This window comes from Sphingobium sp. SG1, from assembly GCF_057063145.1.
In genome coordinates this window covers 98,047-121,524 of the sequence record NZ_JBVVOJ010000001.1, presented here as the reverse complement: position 1 = coordinate 121,524, position 23,478 = coordinate 98,047, and the positions used below count along the sequence as shown (strand labels likewise).

At 64.8% G+C, this 23,478-nt stretch carries 19 protein-coding genes and 1 pseudogene; 10 read left to right on the top strand and 10 right to left on the bottom strand.

All coding sequences use genetic code 11. The annotated features are described in order from the left end of the window. Nucleotides 1-2: 2 nt before the first annotated feature. Both hemA and murI read right to left on the bottom strand, forming a co-directional pair. Nucleotides 3-1,229, bottom strand: coding sequence for a 5-aminolevulinate synthase (gene hemA / locus AC0KVN_RS00500; RefSeq protein WP_010337893.1), 1,227 nt, complete (start codon nucleotides 1,227-1,229; stop codon nucleotides 3-5). A gap of 182 nt (nucleotides 1,230-1,411) precedes the next feature. Beyond that, nucleotides 1,412-2,215: a glutamate racemase gene (gene murI, locus AC0KVN_RS00495; protein ID WP_435567553.1), complete on the bottom strand. Its 804-nt coding sequence runs from the start codon at nucleotides 2,213-2,215 to the stop codon at nucleotides 1,412-1,414. Between the two features lie 99 nt (nucleotides 2,216-2,314). On the opposite strand from murI, the gene AC0KVN_RS00490 reads away from it, so the two are divergent. The 7 genes and pseudogenes from AC0KVN_RS00490 to AC0KVN_RS00460 all read left to right on the top strand — a co-directional run. Next, a complete protein-coding gene (locus AC0KVN_RS00490) occupies nucleotides 2,315-2,857 on the top strand; it encodes a sugar O-acetyltransferase (RefSeq protein ID WP_435567491.1) in 543 nt (180 codons plus the stop codon). A 168-nt stretch (nucleotides 2,858-3,025) separates the two neighbouring features. Next, nucleotides 3,026-3,640, top strand: a complete 615-nt coding sequence (gene plsY / locus AC0KVN_RS00485; RefSeq protein WP_435567492.1) for a glycerol-3-phosphate 1-O-acyltransferase PlsY — start codon at nucleotides 3,026-3,028, stop codon at nucleotides 3,638-3,640. Further along, nucleotides 3,637-4,719, top strand: a complete 1,083-nt coding sequence (dprA, locus tag AC0KVN_RS00480; protein WP_435567493.1) for a DNA-processing protein DprA — start codon at nucleotides 3,637-3,639, stop codon at nucleotides 4,717-4,719. Before plsY ends, dprA begins: the two co-directional genes overlap by 4 nt. A gap of 16 nt (nucleotides 4,720-4,735) precedes the next feature. Further along, nucleotides 4,736-5,380 (top strand): YoaK family protein, encoded by a 645-nt coding sequence (locus AC0KVN_RS00475; RefSeq protein WP_435567494.1) that lies wholly within the window; start codon nucleotides 4,736-4,738, stop codon nucleotides 5,378-5,380. 64 nt (nucleotides 5,381-5,444) lie between these two features. Then, entirely contained in the window at nucleotides 5,445-8,027 is a 2,583-nt protein-coding gene (gene topA / locus AC0KVN_RS00470; protein ID WP_483655214.1) for a type I DNA topoisomerase, read from the top strand. Nucleotides 8,028-8,146: 119 nt separating this feature from the next. Then, nucleotides 8,147-9,073 carry a hypothetical protein gene (locus tag AC0KVN_RS00465; RefSeq protein WP_004207247.1) on the top strand — a complete coding sequence of 309 codons (927 nt, stop codon included), beginning with the start codon at nucleotides 8,147-8,149 and terminating at the stop codon, nucleotides 9,071-9,073. Nucleotides 9,074-9,080: 7 nt separating this feature from the next. Next, nucleotides 9,081-9,218 (top strand): annotated as a pseudogene (locus AC0KVN_RS00460) (AraC family transcriptional regulator); the annotation flags it as partial. Here the strand turns inward: AC0KVN_RS00460 and AC0KVN_RS00455 are convergent. The 4 genes from AC0KVN_RS00455 to lepB form a co-directional block, all read right to left on the bottom strand. Continuing rightward, nucleotides 9,215-10,714, bottom strand: coding sequence for an ABC1 kinase family protein (locus tag AC0KVN_RS00455; RefSeq protein WP_483655213.1), 1,500 nt, complete (start codon nucleotides 10,712-10,714; stop codon nucleotides 9,215-9,217). The pseudogene AC0KVN_RS00460 and the gene AC0KVN_RS00455 sit on opposite strands and share 4 nt — an antisense overlap. A gap of 53 nt (nucleotides 10,715-10,767) precedes the next feature. Next, nucleotides 10,768-11,676 carry a GTPase Era gene (era, locus tag AC0KVN_RS00450; protein ID WP_017499591.1) on the bottom strand — a complete coding sequence of 303 codons (909 nt, stop codon included), beginning with the start codon at nucleotides 11,674-11,676 and terminating at the stop codon, nucleotides 10,768-10,770. A gap of 73 nt (nucleotides 11,677-11,749) precedes the next feature. After that, nucleotides 11,750-12,430, bottom strand: coding sequence for a ribonuclease III (gene rnc / locus AC0KVN_RS00445; RefSeq protein ID WP_097383364.1), 681 nt, complete (start codon nucleotides 12,428-12,430; stop codon nucleotides 11,750-11,752). Beyond that, nucleotides 12,430-13,254 (bottom strand): signal peptidase I, encoded by an 825-nt coding sequence (gene lepB / locus AC0KVN_RS00440; RefSeq protein WP_010337902.1) that lies wholly within the window; start codon nucleotides 13,252-13,254, stop codon nucleotides 12,430-12,432. Before lepB ends, rnc begins: the two co-directional genes overlap by 1 nt. A 189-nt stretch (nucleotides 13,255-13,443) precedes the next feature. Between lepB and pgi the strand changes: the two genes are divergently transcribed. Both pgi and gor read left to right on the top strand, forming a co-directional pair. After that, nucleotides 13,444-14,943, top strand: coding sequence for a glucose-6-phosphate isomerase (gene pgi, locus AC0KVN_RS00435; RefSeq protein ID WP_004207241.1), 1,500 nt, complete (start codon nucleotides 13,444-13,446; stop codon nucleotides 14,941-14,943). 198 nt (nucleotides 14,944-15,141) lie between these two features. Further along, nucleotides 15,142-16,488 (top strand): glutathione-disulfide reductase, encoded by a 1,347-nt coding sequence (gene gor / locus AC0KVN_RS00430; protein ID WP_435567497.1) that lies wholly within the window; start codon nucleotides 15,142-15,144, stop codon nucleotides 16,486-16,488. 94 nt (nucleotides 16,489-16,582) lie between these two features. Here gor and AC0KVN_RS00425 read toward each other — a convergent pair whose 3' ends face one another. Further along, nucleotides 16,583-17,296 carry a 2OG-Fe dioxygenase family protein gene (locus AC0KVN_RS00425; RefSeq protein ID WP_435567498.1) on the bottom strand — a complete coding sequence of 238 codons (714 nt, stop codon included), beginning with the start codon at nucleotides 17,294-17,296 and terminating at the stop codon, nucleotides 16,583-16,585. A 152-nt stretch (nucleotides 17,297-17,448) separates the two neighbouring features. Next, nucleotides 17,449-18,234, bottom strand: a complete 786-nt coding sequence (locus tag AC0KVN_RS00420; protein WP_435567499.1) for an SDR family NAD(P)-dependent oxidoreductase — start codon at nucleotides 18,232-18,234, stop codon at nucleotides 17,449-17,451. Nucleotides 18,235-18,336: 102 nt separating this feature from the next. Here AC0KVN_RS00420 and AC0KVN_RS00415 point away from each other — a divergent pair, with 102 nt between their 5' ends. Then, nucleotides 18,337-19,233: a LysR family transcriptional regulator gene (locus AC0KVN_RS00415; protein WP_161730605.1), complete on the top strand. Its 897-nt coding sequence runs from the start codon at nucleotides 18,337-18,339 to the stop codon at nucleotides 19,231-19,233. Between the two features lie 36 nt (nucleotides 19,234-19,269). Here the strand turns inward: AC0KVN_RS00415 and AC0KVN_RS00410 are convergent, their stop codons facing one another. Both AC0KVN_RS00410 and AC0KVN_RS00405 read right to left on the bottom strand, forming a co-directional pair. Further along, a complete protein-coding gene (locus AC0KVN_RS00410; protein ID WP_435567500.1) occupies nucleotides 19,270-21,726 on the bottom strand; it encodes a TonB-dependent receptor in 2,457 nt (818 codons plus the stop codon). Between the two features lie 245 nt (nucleotides 21,727-21,971). After that, the gene (locus tag AC0KVN_RS00405) at nucleotides 21,972-23,387 is read right to left on the bottom strand and encodes a helix-turn-helix domain-containing protein (protein ID WP_010338815.1); all 1,416 of its coding nucleotides are present in this window, start codon (nucleotides 23,385-23,387) and stop codon (nucleotides 21,972-21,974) included. Nucleotides 23,388-23,478: the final 91 nt, after the last annotated feature.

The window sequence follows — 23,478 nt, the reverse complement described above, 5'->3', positions numbered from 1 at the left end:
GGTCAGGCTGCCTGGCGTTCCAGCAGTTCCAGTTCCAGCCGGTCCCAGATTTCGACCAGTGCCGACACCAGGTCGCGCATCATCTCTTCATTATGGGCCGGGCCCGGCGTGAAGCGCAGACGTTCGGTGCCGCGCGGCACGGTGGGATAGTTGATCGGCTGCACATAGGCGCCATATTCGGCGAGAAGGATGTCGCTGATCCGCTTGGCCTTGACCGGATCGCCCACCATCAGCGGCACGATATGGGTGACCGAGTTCATCACCGGCAGGCCGGCGTCGCGCATCAGCTGCTTGAGCTTGGCGGCGGAGGCCTGCTGGCCTTCGCGCTCGGCGCTGGAGCCCTTCAGGTGTCGCACGCTCGCCAGCACGCCGGCGACCAGCACGGGCGAGAGCGAGGTGGTGAAGATGAAGCCGGGCGCATAGCTGCGGATCACGTCGACGATCATCTGGTCGGCGGCGATATAGCCGCCCATCACGCCGAACGCCTTGCCCAGCGTGCCTTCGATGATGGTCAGGCGATGGGCGACATCGTCGCGCTCCGAAATGCCGCCACCACGTGCGCCATACATGCCTACGGCATGGACTTCGTCGAGATAGGTGAGCGCGTTGAACTCGTCGGCCAGGTCGCAGATTTCCGCGATCGGCGCGACGTCGCCGTCCATCGAATAGACGCTTTCGAAGGCGATCAGCTTGGGCGCCTCGGGATCCTCGGCGGCGAGAAGTTCCCGCAGATGATCGAGATCATTGTGACGGAAGACGCGCTTTTCGCAGCCCGAATTGCGGATGCCCGCGATCATCGAGGCGTGGTTCAGCTCGTCCGAAAAGATGATGCAGCCCGGCAGGATCTTGGCGAGGGTCGAGAGCGTCGCTTCGTTCGAGACATAGCCCGAGGTGAAGAGCAGAGCCGCCTCCTTGCCATGCAGATCGGCGAGTTCCGCCTCCAGATCGACATGATAATGGGTGTTTCCGCCGATATTGCGGGTGCCGCCCGATCCGGCGCCGACATCATGGAGCGCTTCCTCCATGGCGGCGACCACCTTGGGATGCTGGCCCATGGCGAGATAGTCGTTCGAGCACCAGACGGTGATCGGCTTCGGGCCGTTATGGCCGTGGAAGCAGCGGGCGTTGGGGAACGCGCCCTTGTTGCGCAGGATGTCGATGAACACGCGGTAGCGGCCCTCGCTGTGGAGCCGGTCGATCGCCTGCGAAAAGATATGCTTGTAATTCACTACGCCGTTCTTCCCGTTGCTCGCGCGCCGGTTCTTCTATGGTCGCGCCATCCTCTGCCTGAGGAGTGCATTTACCTGCGCGCGCCTGCCATTGCCAGCGATAACCGCTCGCAACGATACGCAGATTCCCTATCAGTGTGATCGAAACGCTTTGCCATTGGACAAATGGCCTACCCCTGGGGTCAGAGCGCGTCGATGCGATCGAGGCCATAGCCGGCAAGCGCGTCACGCAGCGCCTCGACCTGGTCATCGACGCGGGTGAAGACGGCGATGCCGGGCGAGGGCGTGTCCGGCCAGGGTTGGCCATCGGTCAGGAAGGCGATGCGCCGGGCGATCCCTTCGCCGCCATGGACGAAGCCCATCGGATGCGGCGCGGCGGCGGCAAGCTCCTGTTCCACCAATGGAAAATGGGTGCAGGCGAGGACGACCATGTCCATCCGGTCGCCGCCCGGCTGGTCGAGAAGCCCCGCCAGAGCGTCGCGGGCGATGGCGGGATCGAGCGTTTCGCCGCGCAGCTTCGCCTCGGCCAGTTGCACCAGCGCGGCGCTGCCATGGCGCAGCACGGTGCAGTCGGCGCCATGTTCGGCGGCAAGCCGGTCGACATAGGGCTGGCGCACGGTGGCATTGGTGCCCAGAACGCCGAACACCCGGCTTTTGGACAATAGTGCCGCCGGCTTGATCGCCGGGACGGTGCCGACCACCGGAATGTCGAGCGCGGCGCGGACATGCGGCAGGGCGATGGTCGAGGCGGTGTTGCAGGCGATGACGGCAAGGCGCGGGCGATAGCGCTCCACCAGCCGACCGAGCAGGGCGGGCACGCGCGCCGCGATCTCCGCCTCGCTCTTGGTGCCGTAAGGGAAGCCGGCGCTGTCGGCCGCATAGACGACCGGGGCGTTCGGCAAGGCGGCGCGGGCCGGGGCGAGGATGGACAGCCCCCCCACGCCGGAATCGAAGAAAAGGATGGGAGCGTCTGGTGCGACCGTCATGCGCGCCTGTGTCGCGACATGGGGCGTGAGTGTCAACGTCCGGTGCTTGCAAAGCGGGCCGGTCGCTGCCACCTCGCGGGCCGATCGAAGGAGAACAGGATGACCCAGCCCAGCATGAAGCAGAAGATGATCGCGGGTGAGCCCTATCATGCGAGCGACCCGGAAATCATCGCGGACCAGCTGGCCGCAGCGGCGTGGATGCAGCGTTTCAACGCGACCCTGCCGCCCGAGCGCGAGGCGTTGCTGCGCGAGCGGCTGGGCGCGCTGGGGGCGGGATCGACAATCCGGCCGCCCTTCCACTGCGACTATGGTTTCAACATCTTCCTGGGCGCGGGCGTGTTCCTGAACTTCAACTGCGTCATCCTGGACGTGGTGCCGGTGACGATCGGCGACGGCACGCAGATCGGCACCGGGGTGCAGATATTGACCGCCGATCATCCGCGCGATCCGGCCGAGCGCGCCACCGGCATCGAATGGGGCGTGCCGATCAATATCGGCCGCAATGTGTGGATCGGCGGCGGCGCGATCATCCTGCCCGGCGTCACGATCGGCGACGATGCGCTGATCGGTGCGGGCAGCGTGGTGACGCGCAACGTGCCGGCCGGTGCAACCGTGGTCGGCAATCCCGCGCGGGTGCGGTAAACCGATACTGCCCATTGCCCCGCGCGCCTGTCACGCTATGGTCGCGCGCAACAATCAGAACAGGCCGGCCGATTGCATCGGCTGTCCTGTTCTGGTCTTTTGATGCACCGCGTTTTCGGAGCCAGCAGTTGTTCCACGTGCTTTGAAAACGCTTTATCGGCGAATTTCATGACACCTCCCTGGCTGCTTCCCGCTTTTGTCCTGGTGCTGGGCTATCTGCTCGGCTCGATCCCCTTTGGCCTGCTGCTGACGCGCTTCACCGGCGCTGGCGACCTGCGCCAGATCGGGTCGGGCAATATCGGCGCGACCAATGTGCTGCGCACCGGGCGCAAGGGGCTGGCGGCGGCGACCCTGCTGCTCGACCTGCTCAAGGGGGCGGCGGCGGTGCTGATCGGCGCGGCGCTGGTGGATGGTGGCGGGCCGATGGTGGGTGCCATGGCCTTTATCGGCCATTGCTACCCGGTCTGGCTGCGCTTTGCCGGTGGCAAGGGCGTGGCGACGATGATGGGCGTGGTGACGGCGATGTACTGGCCGGCCGGCATCGTCTTTGCGGTCGTGTGGCTGGGCGCGCTGTTCGGCACCAAATGGTCGTCGGTTGGCGGTATGTCGGCGGCGGTCAGCGCGCCGATCGCCATGTTCGCCTTTGGCCGGATCGATCTGGTGCCGGTCAGCCTGGCGCTCGCGCTGATCGTGCTGTGGCGGCACCGCGCCAATATCGCCCGGCTGATGAAGGGCGAGGAGCCCAAGGTCGGTAGTTCCAAGCAGAAAGCCGCCACCGAGTGAGCGGGCAGGAGCGGTTCGACCGTCTCCGCCTGATCCGATCCCCGCGGATCGGCCCCGTCAGCTACCGCCAGTTGCTCGCACGCTTCGGCAGCGCGGCCGAGGCGCTGCGCGCCATTCCCATGCTCGCCGCGCGCGGCGGGGGCGAGGCGCGGGTGGCCGATGCCGCCGCGATCGAGCGGGAGATTGCCGCCACCCGCACGATCGGCGCCCGCTATCTGCTGATGGGCGATGCCGACTATCCCGCGCTGCTGGCCGAGATGGAGGGCGCGCCGCCGGCGTTGATCGTGCGCGGTGATGCCGCCATCGCGGCGCGGCCCTGCATCGCCATGGTCGGCGCGCGTAACGCCTCGGCGGCGGCCTGCCGCTTTGCCCGGATATTGGCGCAGCAACTGGGCGATCGCGGCGCGGTGGTCGTGTCCGGCCTGGCCCGCGGTATCGATACCGAAGCGCATCGCGGGTCGATCGACAGCGGCACGATCGGCGTGATCGCGAGCGGCATCGACATCGGCTTCCCGCCCGAAAATGCCGCCTTGCAGGAAGATGTGGCGAAACGTGGCCTGCTGGTGACCGAGCATCCGCCCGGCACCCAGCCGCTCGCCCGGCATTTTCCGGCGCGAAACCGGATCATCGCCGGCCTCGCGCTGGGCACGGTGGTGGTGGAGGCGGCGCCCAAGTCCGGGTCGCTGATCACCGCAAGGCTCGCGACCGAGGCGGGGCGCGAGGTGATGGCGGTGCCCGGATCGCCGCTCGACCCGCGCGCGCAGGGCTGCAACCTGCTGATCCGCGAGGGCGCGACATTGGTGCAGAATGCCGACGACATTTTGGAGGCGGTCGGCGGGCTTGATCCCCGCATGGTGCGGCAGGGCAGTTTCGACTTTATCGGCCAGCCGGTGTCGAGCGATGTCGCCGATGCCGATCGCGTGGCAGTGATCGCGCTGCTGGGGCCGGTCGCGGTGGCGGTGGACGAGATCATCCGCCTGTCCGGCCTGTCGCCCGCTATCGTGCAGACGGTGCTGCTGGAACTGGAGCTGGCGGGCGGGCTGGAACGGCAGGCGGGTGGCCGGGTCAGCCTGATATGAGGGGGCGGCGCGCGCGATGATCCGGTTCGATCGGCCGATGCAGGGCTTCGCCATCGCCCTGGCCTTTCTGGCAGGCTATGTCGATGCGCTCGGCTTCCTGACGACATCGGGTTTCTTCGTCTCGTTCATGAGCGGCAATTCGACGCGGCTGGCCGTCGGCATTGCGAGCGACAGAAGTGATGCGACGGCGGCGGCAATCCTGATCCTGTGCTTTGTCTCGGGTGTTGGCGGTGGCGCGATCGTCGGCGCGATTGCGGGGCGGTGGCAAAGCAGCGCCATATTGATCCTCGTCGCGATGCTGCTGGCTGTGGCGGCGCTCATGGTAGGGCAGTCGGCACTTGGGGCTGCAGGCCTGCTGGCGCTGGCGATGGGCGCAGAAAATACCGTGTTAGAGCGCGAAGGGGAAGCGCCGCTCGGGCTGACCTATATGACCGGCAGTCTGGTGCGCATCGGCTTTGGCCTGGCCGGACTAGTCACGGGGCGGCGCTATCCCGGCTGGGGCAGCTATGCGCTGCTCTGGCTGGGGCTCGTCGTGGGCGCGGTGACCGGCGCATGGCTGTTTCCGATGCTCCAGCAGGATGCGATATGGCTGGGGAGCGGGGCGGCGCTGGCCATGGCCTTGCTGGTCGCGGTCATGAGACGAGATGCGCAGGGCGCTTGACGCCCTCCACCACTACCCTACAGACTCGCGCGTATACGTGAGAGACTTCCAAACCGGGGCCTGAATGCAACTTGTCATTGTCGAATCGCCGGCCAAGGCGAAGACCATCGAGAAATATCTGGGCGGGGATTTCCATGTCCTGGCCAGCTACGGCCATATCCGCGACCTGCCGCCCAAGGACGGGTCGGTCGATCCCGACAATGGCTTTGCCATGTCCTGGGAAAATTATGGCGACAAGGGCAAGCAGCTCAAGGCCATCGCCGATGAGGCGAAGAAGGCCACGCGACTGATCCTGGCGACTGACCCTGATCGCGAAGGGGAAGCGATCAGCTGGCATGTGCAGGAAGTGCTGCGCGCTAAGAAGGCGCTGCCGCAGACGGTCGACCGGGTGACGTTCAACGCCATCACCAAGGCGGCGGTACTGGACGCGATGGCCAAGCCGCGCGCGCTGGACGAGGATCTGATCGACGCCTATCGGGCGCGCCGTGCGCTCGACTATCTGGTGGGCTTCACCCTGTCGCCGGTGCTGTGGCGCAAGCTGCCCGGCGCCAAGTCGGCCGGCCGCGTCCAGTCGGTCGCGCTGCGCCTGGTGGTGGAGCGCGAGCGCGAGATCGAAAGCTTCGTGCCGCAAGAATATTGGTCGATCTCGGCCGAGATGGAGCAGGGCGGGCAGGGCTTCACCGCGCGCCTGGTCCGCTGGAAGGGCGAGAAGATCGACCGCCTGACCATCGGCAAGGAAGGCGATGCCATGGCCGCCAAGGCGGACGTGGAGGCCGGCCGCTTCACCGTCGACAAGGTCGAGACCAAGCCGCTCACCCGCAATCCCCCACCGCCCTTCACCACCTCGACCCTGCAGCAGGAAGCCGCGCGCAAGCTCGGCTTTTCGGCCAGCCACACGATGCGGATCGCGCAGCAGCTCTACGAGGATGGTGCGATCACCTATATGCGTACCGACGGCGTGCAGATGGACGGCAGTGCCATCTCGGCCGCGCGCAAGGCGATCGCGGAACGCTATGACGGCGGCTATCTGCCCGAAAAGCCGCGCCAATATCAGACCAAGGCGAAGAATGCGCAGGAAGCGCACGAAGCCATTCGTCCGACCGAATTCCATCGTGACAAGGTGGGCGGCGGCGATCATGCGCGGCTCTATGACCTGATCTTCAAGCGCGCGCTGGCGAGCCAGATGGCGTCGGCCCGGCTGGAGCGCACCACCATCGACATGGTCGACGGCAGCGGCAGCCATACGCTGCGCGCCACCGGCCAGGTGGTGATCTTCCCCGGCTTCCTCGCCCTTTACGAAGAAGGTCGCGACGATGCCGAGGATGACGACAGCAAGCTGCTGCCGCGCCTGAGCGAAGGCGACGCGCCGGCCAAGAAGAAGGTGAGCGCCGAACAGCATTTCACTCAGCCGCCGCCGCGCTATTCCGAAGCCTCGCTGGTCAAGAAGCTGGAAGAGCTGGGCATCGGTCGCCCGTCGACCTATGCCTCGACCCTGCAGGTTCTGAAGGACCGCGACTATGTGCGCGTCGAGAAGAACCGCTTCTTCGCCGAGGAAAGCGGGCGTCTCGTCACGGCCTTCCTGGAGCGCTTCTTCGAACGCTATGTCTCCTATGATTTCACCGCGGGTCTTGAGGACGAGCTGGACGAAATTTCCGGCGGTCGTGCCCAGTGGCAGGAAGTGCTCGAGGCCTTCTGGAAGGACTTCAAGCCCAAGACCGCCGAGATCATGGAGCAGAAGCCGTCGGACATCACGGCCGAGCTGGACAAGTTCCTGGAGCCGATGCTGTTCCCGCCCAAGGCGGACGGCAGCAATCCGCGCGCCTGCCCGCTCTGCGCCGATGGCCAATTGTCGCTGCGTGGCGGCCGCTTTGGCGCGTTCATCGCCTGCTCCAACTATCCCGAGTGCAAATATACCCGCAAGTTTGGCCAGCCCGGCGGCAGCGATGGCGCCGATACCGGTCCCGAAATCCTGGGTCAGCATCCCGAGACCGGGCAGGACATCGTCAAGAAGTCCGGCCGTTTCGGCCCCTATATCGAGATGGGAGAGGGCAAGGAAGCCAAGCGTGGGTCGATCCCCAAGGATCTGCCTGGTGGTGAGATGACGCTCGACTGGGCGATCAAGCTGCTGAGCCTGCCGCGCGAAGTCGGCCTGCACCCGGAAACCGGGCTGCCGATCGTTGCCAATATCGGCCGTTTCGGTCCCTATCTGCTGCATGACGGCAAATATGGCCGCCTGTCCTCGACCGCCGAGATTTTCGAAGTCGGCATGAACATGGCCGTCGCCAAGCTCGCCGATGCGGCGAACAAGGGCGGGCGTGGCGGTTCGTCGCGCGAGCCCTTGAAGGTGCTGGGCAAGCATCCGCGCACCGAGGCGGAGATCAAGCTGATGGCGGGCCGCTATGGCCCCTATGTCACCGACGGCACGACCAACGCGACCCTGCCCAAGACGATCGAGCAGGATGCGCTGACGCTGGAGGAAGCGGCCCAGCTGATCGACGCGCGCGCAGCGGCGGCCCCGGCCAAGAAGGGCAAGAAGGCGCCGGCGAAGAAGGCCGCTGCCAAAAAACCGGCGGCAAAGAAGGAAGCGGGTGAGAAGAAGCCCGCCGCCAAGAAGGCTCCGGCCAAGAAAAAGGCGGCGGCGGAATAGGGATCATTATCGAAGGGGTGATGTCAGGGCAGCGCAATGCCCCGACATCACCCCATTCTTGACCTCATTTCGAATCCGAAATATTCTAGAAATCGGGTCGCACTATCAGGGGGTGGTGCATGATGGTTTCCAGAATTCATTTGGCTGCGGTGCTTTTACCGCTCTCTTCACTTCTTTCGGGGTGTATCAGCGCGGGATCCGCGCGCGTTGAGCCGGTGACCATGGCGGTCTATCCCGATGGCCAGCGCTGCGGGCAGGTGCGAAAGCCGCAGGATGTGCGGCTTACTGATCGCCAGCCTGATGATTTCCGGCCGGGCGCAATCGACCTGTCCTGCTTTCGTTTCCCGGAAGACGAAAATGTCGATGCAGAGCAGCCTGCGGCCAACAAGAAGCAAAATGCAAGGCTGACGGCTTATGCCCGTGCGGCCGGCAATAGTGCCGACCGCAATCGTCTGGCCGCAATCCTGCTTAAGCAGGCCGACGATGTCTGTACCTCGGAAAAGGCGCTGCTGCTCAAGCGTCAGGCTGAAGTGAATGGCTGGCTCAGCATCGCGACCACTGGCCTGTCTACCGTATCGACGATCGTTACCGGGGAACTGGCGAAATCGATCCTGTCAGGCGGGGCGGCCATTACCAGTGGCAGTCGCGATCATGTGAATACCCATGTTTATCGCAACCAGATCATCCAGACGATCACCAAGGCCATCGATACGGAACGAAGCCGTATTTTTGATGTGATGAAGCCGAACCTCGCTTTGGATAGCGGCAAATATAATGTCGATGCGATGATCCGCGATGTGAACGCCTATCATCAGGCCTGCTCTTTCGGCACCGGGCTCCAGATCGTAATGGACGCGGTGGAGAAACGCGAAGCGTTCGAGAAGATGGACAAGATCCAGAAGATCGATGATCAGATCCGCACATTGCGGGACTCCAGGGATCGGCAATTGGCGACGGCTGCAACCGATACGGCGCTGGAACTGCTGGAGAAGGAGCGTGTGCGACTGGCAACAGGCATAACAGTCGATGCTCCCGATGCTAACTGAGACCCATGGCGATGCGGCCGCGACCGCCTATAGAGTCGGTTATGAAAGCCCGTCCCAGTTCAGCCGCGAATATGCGCGGATGTTCGGCAATCCGCCGTTGCGCGACGCGGCGCTGCTGCGCGGATCGGAACCGGCCATCGCCTAGCCCCAAATGTACGCGGCGGCGATCAGGGCGCTGGCGGCCAGGATGGCGGCGGCGATCCATTTCGCGCCATTGTCGGGCGACGGTGGCGTGGCAGGTGTTGCATCTGCCTCCAGCCGGCGGGTCAGCGCGCGCAGCAGGCGCGGGGCGTCGTCGGCGATGCGCGAGAGTTCGAGCAGCAGGGCGACGGTCTTTTCGGGCGCATGGGCGGCGTTGACCTGGTTCATCACCAGCCGGCCGCGCGCCTTTTGCAGCGCCTGTGACAGGTCGAAGCCGGGCTGGATCGCGCCCAGCACCCCGTCCATCGTGATCAGCGCCTTGAAGATGAGGGCGAGGTCGGGCGGCAGCACCAGCCCCTCCTTGCGTAGCAGCGGAAAGAAGTCGGCGACCATGCGCGTCAGCACCAGCGGGCCGCTGCCATGGCGCGCGACCAGTTGTTCAGCGGCATCCAGCACCCGGCCGGGATCGGGCGCGCTGGCCTTTGACCAGACCATCAGCGTGTCGGCCAGGGTGCGCGCGTCGCCGGAGCGCAGCGAGAGGATGAAGGACAGGAATTCCTGCCGCCGCCGCGCGCTGACATGGCCGATCAGGCCGAGGTCGAGCAAGGCAAGCCGGTCGCCGGGCAGGCAGAGAAGGTTGCCGGGATGGGGATCGCCATGGAAGCGGCCGTGGACCAGCACCATGTCGAGCACCAGCGCCGCGCCAAGGTCGGCGATCGCGGCCGGATCGATGCCGGCGGCGCGCAAGGCGTCGCCGTCGCGTGGTGGCACCCCGTCGATATAATTCATCACCAGCACGGTTTCCGCGCAATAGGTCCAGTGGATCGCCGGGATGAGCACGGCCGGATTGTCGGCCAGGTCTTCGCGCAGCCGGTCGGCATTGCGGCCTTCCTGGGTGAAATCCAGTTCCTCCAGCACGGTGTCGAGCAATTGCTGCACCAGCGCCTGCGGCTGGAAACGGCGCGCCTCGCGGCTGCTCGCTTCGACGATGCCCGCCAGATGGGTGATGAGGCGGAGGTCCGCCTCCATCGCCTTGCGGATGCCGGGGCGACGGATCTTGACCACCACCTCCTGCCCGTCGGTCAGGGTCGCGCGATGGACCTGCGCCATGGAGGCGGCGGCGAGCGGGGCGGTATCGAAGCGGGCGAAGGCGGTTTCGACCGGTTCGCCAAGCACCGCTTCGAGGCGCGGGCGAAGCTGGTCGAAGGGCAGGGTGGGCGCGTCGCTATGCAGCTTGCCGAATTCGGCGATCCACGCCTCGGGCAGCAGATCCTGCCGCGTGGCGAGGATCTGGCCGAGCTTCACATAGGTCGGGCCGAGCGCTTCCATCGCCTGCCGGGTGCGGCGGGGCAGGTCGGGCGGATCGGCGGCGGCATTGTCATCGCCTTTCGCCAGCCCCAGCCGGGCAAGCAGCATGTCGAGGCCGAAGCGGGTCGCGACGCTGGTAATCTCGGCCAGTCGTGCGCGATCCCGCGTGGCCACCATGATGGTCTTGAGCATGATGGCTCAACGACCGGGGCGGCGATTATGTTTCGCTTGTGCAGCGAAGTGGATCAGTCGACCCAGTCGAGGCCGATGTCGCGATAGATGAAGCGGTCTTCTTCCCAATCTTCCTTCACCTTGACGTGGAGGTAGAGATGGACCTTGACGCCCAGGAGGTTGGCCAGCTCGGCACGCGCCTTGGACCCGATTTCCTTGAGGCGCTGGCCACCCTTGCCCAGCACGATCGCGCGCTGGCTGGAGCGGCCGACCAGGATCTGCTGGTGAATTTCGACCGAACCGTCGTCGCGCTCCTTATACTGCTCGGTATCGACCGCGGCGGCATAGGGCAGTTCGGCGTGGAGCTGGTGATAAAGCTGCTCGCGGGTGATTTCGGCCGCGAGCATGCGGTCGGTCGCGTCCGACACCTGATCCTCGGGGAAATGCCAGGGGCCTTCGGGCATGGCGTTGGCAAAGGCGGTCTTGAGTTCGGGCAGGCCGTCGCCGGTCGCGGCGGAAACGAAGAAGGTCTCTTCGAATTCCAGCTCCTCATAGAGGCGCTGGGTATGGACCAGCAGCTTCTCCTTGACCGCGATGTCGACCTTGTTGAGCACCAGCCATTTGCGTTCCGGGCGGGCTTTCAGCGCAGCGATGATCGGCTCCATCTTGGCGCCAAGGCCAGCCTTGCCATCGACCAGCAGGACGATCAGGTCGGCGCCCTGCGCGCCGCCCCAGGCGGCCTGCACCATCGCGCGATCGAGGCGGCGACGCGGCGCGAAAATGCCGGGCGTGTCGACCAGCACCATCTGCGCGTCGCCCTCGATCGCGACGCCCATGACGCGGGTGCGCGTGGTCTGCGCCTTGGGGCTGGTGATCGCCACCTTCTGCCCGACAAGCGCATTGACCAGCGTCGACTTGCCGGCATTGGGGGCGCCGACGATGGCGATGACGCCACAGCGCTGATTTTCAAACTCGATGGTCAATCACATGCTCCGTTCGCTCCACGCCAATGCGCGGAGACGTCTTCCTAAACCAAAATGAATGTTGGGGACAGGCTTAGCCCGCCAATTGCTCCAGCAGGGCTTTCGCGGCAGCGGTTTCGGCTTCCTGCTTGGAGCCGCCGGTGGCGCTCGCCTCGCCCGCGCCCTTGATCGAGACGGTGACGGTGAAGCGCAGCGCATGGTGCGGCCCCGACCGGTCCGTCATCACATATTCGGGCGGCTTGCGCTTGTTCGACGCGGCCCATTCCTGCAGCGCCGACTTGGGGTGACGCGGCGCGGCGGTCTGGGTATCGACCCGGTCGCCCCACAGGCGGCGGACCAATGTGCGCGCCTCATCCAGCCCGGCCTCCAGATAGAGGGCACCGATCAGCGCCTCCATCACGTCGCCCAGCACATTGTCGCTGTCGGCGGCGCCATCGTCGCGCGCCTGCTTGCCCAGCACCAGATGGGGCGGCACGCCGGCAGCGCGGGCCACCTGCGCGCAGGTTTCGCCCGAGACCAGCGCGTTGAACCTGCGCGACAGCTTGCCTTCCGGTTCGGCCGGGAAGCGGGCGTAGAGCCATTCGGCGATCAGCAGCCCCAGGATGCGGTCGCCTAGAAATTCCAGCCGCTCGTAATTTTCCGCCTTGGCGCTGCCATGGGTCAGCGCCTGTTCGAAGGCGGCGGGGTTGATCGGCGCGCGGCCGATCAGCGCGATCAGCCAGGCTGCGGTATCAGGCCTGTGCGAAGCCACCATCAAAAGCCTTCCCCGATCCGGCTCCAGCGTGCGGCGGTGAACCAGGTCCAGGGCAGCAGCCAGTTGGCGCTGCCATCGGTCGAGAAGACGGAAACCAGCGCCTTGCCGACCAGATTTTCCTCGGGGACGAGGCCGATGCCGCCGCCTTCGACCGCCGGGAAGCGGCTGTCGGCGCTGCGATCGCGATTGTCGCCCATCATGAAGAGATGGCCTTGCGGCACCAGCACGGTGTCACGGTCGTCGGCCGCGCCATCTGGCACCAGGTCGAGGACATTGTAGCTCTTGCCGCCCGGCAGCGTCTCACGGAACTGGGGATAGCGGCACTGCTTGCCACCGCCCGGCGCGGCCTGTTCGAATTCGGGGCGATAGCAGGGGGAGGGACTGCCTTCCTTCTGCGCTGCATCTTCCATGTTCGGCGTCACCGGAATGACGAGGTCGGCGACCTTCTGCTTCGGGATTGCCTGGCCGTTCAGATAGACGGTGCCGCCGCGGACCGAGATCATGTCGCCCGGCAGGCCGATCACCCGCTTGATATAGTCGTTCTTCTGGCTCGGCGGCGCCTTGAACACCACCACGTCGCCGCGCTGCGGCGTCGAGGCGAAGATGCGGCCGGGGATCAGCGGCACTGAGAAGGGCAGCGAATAGCGCGAATAGCCATAGGGCCATTTGGCGACCAGCAGATAGTCGCCGATCAGCAGGCGCGGCTGCATCGATTCCGAGGGGATGTTGAAGGGGGAGACGATGAAGCTGCGCAGGACGAAGACGAACACCGCCAGCTTGGCGAGGAACCAGATGAAGTCCCGCGTTTCCGATTTTGCGCTCATGTCTGCCTAATGTTCCTTCAAGATCGTGCCGCGCTGCGACGTGTCACTGCGGCCTGTCGCGGCTTTTGCGGGGTCGCCCGCGCCGCGTCAAGCGCGTGGACGATGCAATGCGTGCCGCTTTTGGATAAGGAGAGGAAGAATCGACCGGTGCAGCGTCGATATCGACCAACGACCAAGAGGATCTCCCGCATGTCCAGTCCCGCACTGGCGGCCCTTGCCGCCCTGCCTCAAGCTGAACTCAAGACCATCTTCGAGAGTGATCCCGACCGCCTGTCCAAGCTGGTGCTGAGCCATGGGCCGCTGCGCTTCGACTGGTCCAAGACGCATCTGACCGACGATCTGGTCGACGGCTTCCTGAAGCTGGCGCAGGAACAGGATTTCACCGGCCGGCGCGAGGCGCTGTTCGCCGGCGAGGCGGTGAACAATACCGAAGGCCGCGCGGCAGAGCACACGGCCCAGCGCGGCGTCGGCAATGCCGACAGCGTGGCGCTGGCCAAGGCGCTGCACAATCGCACCCGCGCGCTGATCGACGCGATCGAGGCAGAGGCGCTCGGCCCGATCCGGCATATCCTGCATATCGGCATCGGCGGGTCGGCGCTTGGGCCCGACCTGATCGTCGATGCGCTGGGCGGCGACGGCATGCGTTACGATGTCGCGATCGTCTCCAATGTCGACGGCACGGCGCTCGAAAAGGCGATGGATGCGTTCGATCCCGACGCCACGCTGATCGCGATCGCGTCCAAGACCTTCACCACCAGCGAAACCATGCTGAACGCGGCGAGCGCAATCAACTGGATGGTCGAGGCGGGCGTCGAGGATCCCTATGGCAAGGTGATCGCGCTAACCGCCGCGCCGGAAAAGGCAATGGAATGGGGCGTCGACGAGACCCGCATCCTGCCCTTCCCCGAAAGCGTGGGCGGCCGCTATTCGCTCTGGTCGTCGATCGGCTTCCCCGCCGCGCTGGCGCTGGGCTGGGACGCCTTCGAGAGCCTGCTGGAAGGTGCGGCGGCGATGGACCGCCATTTCCAGCTGACCGATCCGCGCGAGAATATCCCGCTGATCGCCGCCTTCGTCGATCAATATTATGCCCGCGTGCTGGGTTGCGAGACCCGCGCCCTGTTCGCCTATGACGAGCGGCTGGCGCTGCTGCCCTCCTACCTCCAGCAGCTGGAGATGGAGAGCAACGGCAAGTCGGTGAAGCTGGATGGCTCGCCGGTCGATGGGCCGACCGCGCCGATCACCTGGGGCGGCGTCGGCACCGATGCGCAGCATGCGGTGTTCCAGTTGCTGCACCAGGGCACGATCCTGACTCCGGTCGAGTTCATCGCCTCGATCGAGCCGGGCAATGCGCTCGACCCGGCGCATCATCGCGCGCTGCTGGTCAACTGCTTCGCCCAGGGGGCGGCATTGATGCGCGGCAAGGACAATGAAGACCCGGCCCGTGCCTATGCCGGCAACCGCCCGTCGACCACCATCCTGATGGATGATGTGAACCCGGAGGCGCTGGGCGCGCTGATCGCCTTCTACGAGCATCGCACCTTCGCCAATGCCGTGCTGATGGGGATCAACCCCTATGACCAGTTCGGCGTGGAACTGGGCAAGGAGATCGCCAAATCGATCGAGGCCAATGGCCCGACCGGCTTCGACCCCTCGACCATGGCGCTGATCGAGATCGCGCTGGGCGAATAATCCTCCCCGGCACGGGGAGGGGGACCGGCCGCAGGCCGGTGGAGGGGGCTATCCTTCTCCGCCGGGCTGGCGGCGCACCCCCTCCACCATGCTGCGCATGGTCCGCCTCCCCGCATGCGGGGAGGAAATTCCCATTTGTAACTGCGCCGTCCAGCCGCCATATCCGCCGCCAAGATAGTGCGCCGAGCGGAGACTGGCATGAGCGATTATGATTTCGACCTTTTCGTCATCGGCGCAGGATCGGGCGGGGTGCGCGCGTCGCGCGTCGCCGCCGCGCATGGCGCAAAGGTCGCGGTGGCCGAGGAATTTCGCGTCGGCGGCACCTGCGTCATTCGCGGCTGCGTGCCCAAGAAATTGCTCATCTATGGCGCGCATTTCGCCGAGGATCTGAAGGACGCGCGCCGCTTCGGCTGGAACGTGCCGGACTGCGGCTTTGAATGGGCGACGCTGCGCGACAATGTGCTGGCCGATGTCGACCGGCTCGAAGGGCTCTACACCAACACCCTCAACAGCCATAAGGTCGAGCTGATCGCCGAACGGGTGACGGTGACCGGGCCGCACAGCGTGAAGCTCGCCAGCGGAGGCGAGGTGACGGCCAAGGTCATCCTGGTCGCGACCGGCGCCTGGCCGCTGATCCCTGAGGTGGAGGGCGCCGAACATGGCATCACCTCCAACGAGGTGTTCCATCTGGACGAATGTCCCAAGCGCATCGTCATCGTCGGCGGCGGCTATATTGCCAATGAATTTGCCGGCATCTTCCACCAGTTCGGCAGCCATGTGACGATGGTCAACCGCGGTGGCACGCTGCTGCGCGGCTATGACGAGCAGATCCGCGACCGCCTGCTCCAGATTTCGACGATGAAGGGAATTAATTTCCGCTTCAACGCGCAGATGGAGAAGATCGAGAAGAAGGAGGATGGCACCTTGTGCGTCCACTTCAAGAATGGCGATCCAGTCGCGGCCGATATCGTGCTGTTCGCCACTGGCCGCCGTCCGCACACCGATGGTCTGGGGCTGGAGAATGCCGGCGTCGAGATTGACGATAAGGGCGCGATCAAGGTCGACGAATATAGCCGCACCAGTTGCGAGAGCATTTATGCGGTGGGCGACGTCACCGACCGGCTGCAACTGACCCCGGTGGCGATCCGCGAGGGCCATGCCTTTGCCGACACCGTGTTCGGCAACAATCCGCGCACCGTCGACTATAGCTGCGTGCCGTCGGCCGTGTTCAGCCATCCGCCGCTGGCTGGCGTCGGCCTGACCGAAGCGCAGGCCAAGAATAAATATGGCACCGTGAAGGTCTACACCTCCGACTTCCGGCCGATGAAGAATGTGCTGGCCGGGCGCGACGAGCGGGCGCTCTACAAGATGGTCGTCGACGCGACCACCAACAAGGTGGTGGGCCTGCACATGATCGGCCCGGATGCGCCGGAAATCCTGCAGGCAGCTGCCGTCGCGGTGAAGGCGGGCCTCACCAAGCAGGATTTCGACGATACCGTGGCGCTGCACCCCAGCATGGCCGAAGAGCTGGTGCTGCTGAAGTAAAGGCGGAGAACCAAAAACCCGTTAGCTTCGAGCGTGTCGAGAAGCGCAGAGCGCTGCGCTTGCCGTTTCTCGACTTCGCTCGAAACGAACGGGCTTAGTTGTTGGCTACAAAGGTAATCACCAGCGCGTCGCGCCAGGCAGGCTGGGCGGGATCGACGGCGTGGATTTCGGTTACGCCGTGGAAGATGCGATGATCGTCGATCAGCATCGCGTCGCCCGGCTGGGCCAGGGTGAATTCGCCCATCGGCGTGCCATCGGCGGCGCCGATGCGGGTGACTCCCTCGCGCACGTTGCGGCGCTCGACCAGCATCACGAAGACCCGATCGACGCCGTCGCGGTGCATGCCCTCGGGCGTGGGGCGGCCAAGCTCCCCCGGCTTCGCCTCAATGCGGAATTGGTGCATCTCGACATGCCAGTCGCCCGATGATGCCGGATCGAAATGGCCAGCGCAAAAGGCTAGCAGCGCCTGCGTCACCGGCAGCGCGATCGTCGCGTCCTCGACCGGATCGAACCAGCGCTGCACGTCGCCGTTCAGCGGATTATAGTCGCGGCTCTGATAATGGGGCTGGTGCGGCTGGCGGCTGAACTGTCCAGCGGCGCAGCGAAAGGTGGCGTGGCGGCGGCGGCGATAGCGGCCGCCATCGGCCATGAAGAGGTCGGGGCCAAGATCGTCCCAGCTGCGGGCAAAGGGCGCCCATTCGGCCGCGCCGATTTCCAGCTGGCGCAGCAGGCCGGCGCCGGCCAGGCGGGCATAGCCATCCTGTTCCAGCGCCTGGTCGATGGTGGGCAGGCAGTCCGTATCGCTCATTTCCATCCTCATAGGCAGAGGAGGAAACGAGCGACAGGGCCAGTTGCCACAAGCAGGATGCTAACTCCCGTTCGCTTCGAGCGAAGTCGAGAAGCAGCAAGCGCCGTGCTTCCGTTTCTCGACAAGCTCGAAACGAACGGACGTGGAGTTTCTTAGTAGATCGTCGGCACCATGCCGCCTTCGACCTTGACCGCGGCGCCGTTGGTGGCGGCGGCCAGCGGGCTGGCGAGATAGGCGGTCATCGCGCCGACTTCATCGGCCTCGATCAGCCGCTTGATCAGCGAAAGCGGGCGCAGCTTGGTGAAGAATTCGGCCTCGCGCTCGGCTTCGGACGCGTCCTTATTCTCGACCACGGAGCGGATGAACTCGACAATGCCTTCCGAGCGGGTCGGGCCGGGCAGCACCGAATTGACGGTGACGGCGGTGCCGCGCGTATGTTCGGCCAGGCCCCGCGAGATGGCGAGCTGGGCCGACTTGGTCATGCCATAATGGATCATCTCGGCGGGCGGCAGCAGGCCGCTTTCGCTGGCGATGAACAGGATGCGACCCCAGTTCTTTTCAAGCATCTTCGGGAAATAATGGCGGGCAAGACGGGCGCCGCTCACCACATTGACCTCGAACAGATGATGCCAGTCCGCGTCCGTAATGTCGGTGAAGTCCTTGGCCTCATAGATGCCGAGATTATTGACGAGGATGTCGATGTCCGGGACGGCGGCGATCAGCGCGTCGGCGCCCGCTGCGGTGGCGGGATCGGCCAGCACCGGGCGGATGGCGCCGGCCTGCGAAAGCTCGGCGGCGGCAGCGTCCAGCTTGGCCTGGTTGCGGCCGGTGATGACGACCTCGACCCCTTCCTCAGCCAGGCGCTTGGCGATGGCGAAGCCGATGCCGGCGGTCGATCCGGTGACGAGGGCGGTCTTGCCCGAAAGCTGAAGATCCATGGTGCATTCCTCTGAAAAGTGACAGCGACGTTGACACCAAGATAGACTGTTTATCATTGGTGATTAGATTGCACTTTGGCATTTCAGAAGTGATTTGAAATCATGGATAATAGGTTCGGCGACATCGAAACCTTCCTGATGGTGGCGGGTGAAGGCAGTCTGGCGGCCGCCGCCAAGGCGCTGCGCCTGACGCCATCGGCGGTCAGCCGGTCGATCGCGCGGCTAGAACAGCGGCTGGGCGTCACCCTGCTGCGGCGGACTACCCGCGCGCTGGCGCTGACGCCGGAAGGTGTCGCCTATCGCGACCGTATGGCGGTGCTGCTGGGCGACATGATGGCGCTGGAAGCGGGGCTGGGAGAGGATCGCACGGCGCCGCGCGGGCTGTTGCGGATCAACGCCTCGCCCTCCTTCGGCATCGAATGCCTGATCCCGATCCTGCCCGGCTTTCGAGCACTATATCCGGCGGTGACGGTGGACCTGACCCTGTCCGACACGATCGTCGATCTGGTCGAGGAGCGGGCCGATATCGCCATCCGCATCGGCCCGCTGCGCGACACAAGCCTGCGGGCGAAGAAGCTGGGCCATAGCGCGATGGTGCTGGTGGCGAGCCCCGCCTATCTTGCCCGGCGCGGCACGCCGCAAACGCCGGACGATCTGGACGATCATGACTGCCTGCGTTTCAGCTTCCGCCGCTCGATCGACGGCTGGCCGTTCCGCATCGGCGGAAAGCTGGTGCAGCGACCCGTACAGGGCAGTTTCTACGGCAATTCAGGCGAAGTGGTGCGCCAGATGGCGGTCGCCGGCGGCGGCATCGCCCGGCACGGCCATTTCCATGTCGCCAGCGACATCAGGGCGGGGCGATTGGTCGAAGTGCTGGCCGACTATAATCCCGGCGATGGCGAGGACATCCACGCGCTCTACGCGGCAGAAGATCGCACGGCGGCGCGGGTGCGCGCTTTTCTCGACTATCTGGACGGGGCGATGCCCGTGGTGGGCTGAAGGGGCGCCTGCCGGTGCCGGCGCCCCTTCGTCCGGTCAGAAGGCCACGACCATCGACCCGCTGATCGCGCGGGGCGAGCCGAGATAGGCGGTGGTGGCGGTGCTGGTGAGGCCGGTGCCCGAATAGCCGATATAGACCTTGTCGAACAGGTTGGTGACGTTGAGCTGGAAGAAGGTCTTCTTGAGGCCCCATTGCTCCAGCGAGAAGCGGGCGTCGAGGTCGACCAGCGTGTAACCGGGCAGCTTCACCGTGTTGATGTCGTTGACATAGCGTTCGCCGGTCCGCTTGATCTGGAGGCCGAGATCGACCGGGCCGAGCGTGCCCTGGATGCGGCTGCCCAGCGTGTAGACCGGCACGCCGGCCTCGCGCTTGCCGGCGGTTGCGGCATAGGTGCTGGCGCCGGTCTGGACATCGTCCTTGATCTCCGACTTGAGGTAGGAGCCGAAGACGTAGAGCATCAGATCCTTGACCGGACGCACCGCGACGCTGCCGTCGACGCCATATTTGTCGACGCGGCCGAGGTTGCGGGTCACGCTGCAATCGCAATCGGCGTCATAGGCGGTCGCCAGGCGGTTGTTGTAGCGGGTGTACCAGCCCGAGAGCTGCGCCTGAACGATGCCGGACTGATAGCGCAGGCCAAGGTCGAACGCGTCGGAGGTTTCCGGCTTGGGATTGCCCGAGCTGGAGCCTTCGTCGAAATAGAGCGCGCCATAGAGCGCGTCGGTGCCGGGTACGGACAGGTTCTTGGCATAGCTGGTGAAGACGCTGGCCTTGCTGGTGAACTTGTAGGTGACGCCAAGGTTGGGCAGCAGCTTGTTATAGTCGAACTTGCGCGACTGCGGCGCGGCATAGGCGCTGTTGGCGTCGAGCTGGGCATCGATGCCGGCCTGGGTCGCCGGGCAGTTGACGTTGCCCGATGCGTCGGTGGTGACGCAATATTGATTGAGGTCGCGGCTGAAGAAGGGCATGCGCGCGCCCAGCAGCAGGATGACCTGATCGTCGAGATAGGAACCGCGATATTCGCCCGAAATCTGGTTCAGCGTGGCATAGGATAGCCGGTTGCGCTTCTGCACGACATTGCCGTCGGCATCGACGATCGGATTGTTGATCGGGAAGACATCGACCGGATCGCCATTGGCCTCCAGATAGCCGGCCTCGCCGGTCTGGCGATGGCGGGCACGGTCATAGGTGTAGGACAGGCGCAGGCGGTTGTCGGGGTCGATATCGTAGGACAGGTTGGCGATCACGCCATAGCGCTTGGTCACGGTCTGGCTGGGCGAGAGCACGCGGACGAAATCCTGCGTGTCGCCATCGCCGTTCAGGTCCACGCCGCCGACATAATAATATTGGGTCGAGCTGCTGGTGGCGGTGTTGCGGCTGTCCTTTAGATAATAGCCGCCCGTATTACCGTCGGCGCTGGCCCCTTCATAGGCATAGGATGTGCCGCCGCCATTGGCCTTGGTATATTGGAAGCTGGGATCAACCGTCAGCGTGAGGCCGTTCGCCAGGGTGAAGCGCGAGTTGAGCCGGACATTGCCGGTGTTGGACGGGTTGTAGCGCCGCTCGAACGCCGATCCGCAGCTATTGGCATAGTCGGTGACGCCGGTCTGTGGCGTGTCGACGGTGCAGGTCGCGGTGTCGTAGAAGCGGCCGTCGGTCGTGCCGGGGAAGGTCGCGGTGGTATAGGTCGAACCGTTGAAGGTGTTGCGGTTCTGGTTGTAATGGCCGGCCAGCGCGATGAAGTCGCCATTGCTGCCGATCGGCTGGTAGATCTTGCCATTATATTGCTGTTTATCAACGCCGCCATAATTGGTGTAGGTCGACTTGTTGGTCGCGCGCGAGGCGGAGAACCAGGCCTTGGTGCCGAACGGCGTGAAGACGCCGGTCTGGAACATGCCGAAGATGCGGTGATAGGCGCGATCATCGTCATTGCCGCGGGCGACGATATTGCCATAGCTGGCGCTGATCATCGCGCCCATCTCGTCCGATGGCATCAGCGAGCGGATGTTGATCGTGCCGCCGGCGGCCGAAGCGGTCGGGCTGTCGACGTCGGTGGAGCCCAGGCTGACGGTCGCCGCCTCGATGATTTCCGGATCGAGCTGCTGATTGGTGTAGAGGGCGTAATTGCCCGAGTCATTGAGCGGAATGCCGTCGATCGTCTGCGACACGCGGTCGGAACTGAAGCCCCGCACGGTGAAGCTGCCGCCCAGCGATCCCCAGGGATCCTGGTTGGAGAAGCTGACGCCGGGCACCAGGTTCAGCGTTTCGTTGATCGCCTGGCCGGGGCGCTGGCGGGCGATGATCTCCTGGTCGAGCGTGACCTTGGCCTTGGGCGTTTCGGGAATCTTGACGCCGCCGACGCTCTGGTCGCCCTGCGCGCCGGTGACGATGATGCTGTCCTCGAAATCCTGCGAGCCGGTCGATTGCGCAAGCACGATCGCCGGCGCAGCCGCCACGACCAGCGCGGCGCTGCACATCAATAGCTGTTTCATTGACCCGAAATCCCTTTTTACCATGTGCGACAAGGGTGCCGATTATCTGTTCTGGCACCGAGCTGTCCTTGACAGTCCCGCCCTGCAACTGGGATTTTGCTATGACAATTTTGTTAAAAGTGACACGACATATAAATGAATTATATTTCAATATGCTGCATGATATTCATGCTTGGAGTTGAATATTGAAATGTAAAAGTATCGGCGAATTTTATTTCGTATTTTCGTGCCATTATTACTTTGCGTCAGCCGATCCAGTAGGGGACGATCTGGCGATTGTCGGGGTCGACATGGATCGGGCGGTCGGCGGGCGGGAAGGCGCGCTGGTCACAGCTCTGGCGCGAGCAGAGGCGGCAGGTGATGCCGATCGGCGTCGCGGCGCCTTCCTCCTGCAGATGCAGGCCGTCGGCATAGACGAAATTGGCCGCATGGGCGACCTCGCAGCCCAGCACTACGGCGAAACGGCGCGGGGTGCGCTTGTAGCTGCCGGACGGCTTCACCAGCCCCTTGGCCATCGAGACATAGCGCACGCCGTCGGGGGTCTCGCCAAGCTGCACATTGATGCGATCGGGCACGGCCACCGCCTCATGCACGTTCCACAGCGGGCAGGCGCCACCAAAGCGGGCGAATTGCAGGCGAGTGGCGCTGTGGCGCTTGGTGATGTTGCCGGCCATGTCGACGCGGCAGAAGAAGAAGGGGATGCCGCGCAGGCCCGGCCGCTGCAGCGTGGACAGGCGGTGGCACGCCTGTTCGAAGCTGACGCCGAAGGTGCGGGCCAGCCGGTCGATATCATGGCGCATCGTCCGCGCCGCCTCGCGGAAGGGGGCGTAGGGCATCAGCAGCGCGCCGGCGGCATAATTGCCAAGGCCGATCGCGAGCAGCCGGTCGGCGCCGGTGACCGGCAGGCCGGCCTTGCGCACGACATCGGCGATCACTGCCTGTCCCTCCAGCATCATCAACTGGTGCGCCAGCATGAACTTGCGGCTTTCGGTCGGCAGGGCGGCATTGATGAACAATTGCCGGTCGGCGGCGCGATAGGCGCGCAGCGCGCTGTCGGGCGTCTCTGCGATCAGCGTCTCGATGCCGTGGCGGCGGGCGAGCGCCTCGACCAGCATCCCTTCGTCCAGCACCTGGCCCTGGGCAAAGCTTTCGGCCATCTCCTCGGCCAGGCAGTCGAGGCTATGGACATAATTGCCGGCCTCATGAAACCAGTCGCGCGCCGCTTCCCAGGGCAGACGGGCCTGCACCTCATGATCGTTGGCGATCGCCTCCTCGATCATGTTGATCCGCTCATTGGCGCGCATATGGGCGTTGTAGAGATCGACATAGCGCGCCGCGAATTCGGGGAATTGCAGGTGCAGCTTCTCGATCCGTTCCGGCTCCAGCGCCGGGCCGGGCAGTTCGGGATGGGACAGGGCAAAGGCGAAGGCGCCCAGCAATTGCTCGTCCTCGCGGCTGTCGAAACTGGCCCAGTCGGTGGGAAAGGCATTGGCGAGCGCGGCCTTGACCTTGGCGGTCAGCGGGCGATCGTCATTTTCCATTTGGCTGAGATAGGATACGGATATGCCCAGTGCCTGCGCCATGGTCGCCTGGTCCATGCGATGGTCCAGGCGCAGCTGGCGCAGGCGTGGACCTGCGAATATACGATTGCCGCGTGCCATAATCCTTACCCTAATTTGCGAAGTCGCGATTTGCAAATTAGCAAATTTACATTTGCGAACTTTACTTGCGGCTGGGTAGGGGAAGGGCAAG

Bases quoted from the DNA above. Each gene is read 5' to 3' on its own strand.
- murI (WP_435567553.1), bottom strand. From the start codon at position 2,215: ATGACGGTCGCACCAGACGCTCCCATCCTTTTCTTCGATTCCGGCGTG.
- AC0KVN_RS00490 (WP_435567491.1), top strand. From the start codon at position 2,315: ATGACCCAGCCCAGCATGAAGCAGAAGATGATCGCGGGTGAGCCCTAT.
- plsY (WP_435567492.1), top strand. From the start codon at position 3,026: ATGACACCTCCCTGGCTGCTTCCCGCTTTTGTCCTGGTGCTGGGCTAT.
- AC0KVN_RS00475 (WP_435567494.1), top strand. From the start codon at position 4,736: ATGATCCGGTTCGATCGGCCGATGCAGGGCTTCGCCATCGCCCTGGCC.
- topA (WP_483655214.1), top strand. From the start codon at position 5,445: ATGCAACTTGTCATTGTCGAATCGCCGGCCAAGGCGAAGACCATCGAG.
- AC0KVN_RS00465 (WP_004207247.1), top strand. From the start codon at position 8,147: ATGATGGTTTCCAGAATTCATTTGGCTGCGGTGCTTTTACCGCTCTCT.
- AC0KVN_RS00455 (WP_483655213.1), bottom strand. From the start codon at position 10,714: ATGCTCAAGACCATCATGGTGGCCACGCGGGATCGCGCACGACTGGCC.
- rnc (WP_097383364.1), bottom strand. From the start codon at position 12,430: ATGGTGGCTTCGCACAGGCCTGATACCGCAGCCTGGCTGATCGCGCTG.
- lepB (WP_010337902.1), bottom strand. From the start codon at position 13,254: ATGAGCGCAAAATCGGAAACGCGGGACTTCATCTGGTTCCTCGCCAAG.
- pgi (WP_004207241.1), top strand. From the start codon at position 13,444: ATGTCCAGTCCCGCACTGGCGGCCCTTGCCGCCCTGCCTCAAGCTGAA.
- gor (WP_435567497.1), top strand. From the start codon at position 15,142: ATGAGCGATTATGATTTCGACCTTTTCGTCATCGGCGCAGGATCGGGC.
- AC0KVN_RS00425 (WP_435567498.1), bottom strand. From the start codon at position 17,296: ATGAGCGATACGGACTGCCTGCCCACCATCGACCAGGCGCTGGAACAG.
- AC0KVN_RS00420 (WP_435567499.1), bottom strand. From the start codon at position 18,234: ATGGATCTTCAGCTTTCGGGCAAGACCGCCCTCGTCACCGGATCGACC.
- AC0KVN_RS00415 (WP_161730605.1), top strand. From the start codon at position 18,337: ATGGATAATAGGTTCGGCGACATCGAAACCTTCCTGATGGTGGCGGGT.
- AC0KVN_RS00410 (WP_435567500.1), bottom strand. From the start codon at position 21,726: ATGAAACAGCTATTGATGTGCAGCGCCGCGCTGGTCGTGGCGGCTGCG.
- AC0KVN_RS00405 (WP_010338815.1), bottom strand. From the start codon at position 23,387: ATGGCACGCGGCAATCGTATATTCGCAGGTCCACGCCTGCGCCAGCTG.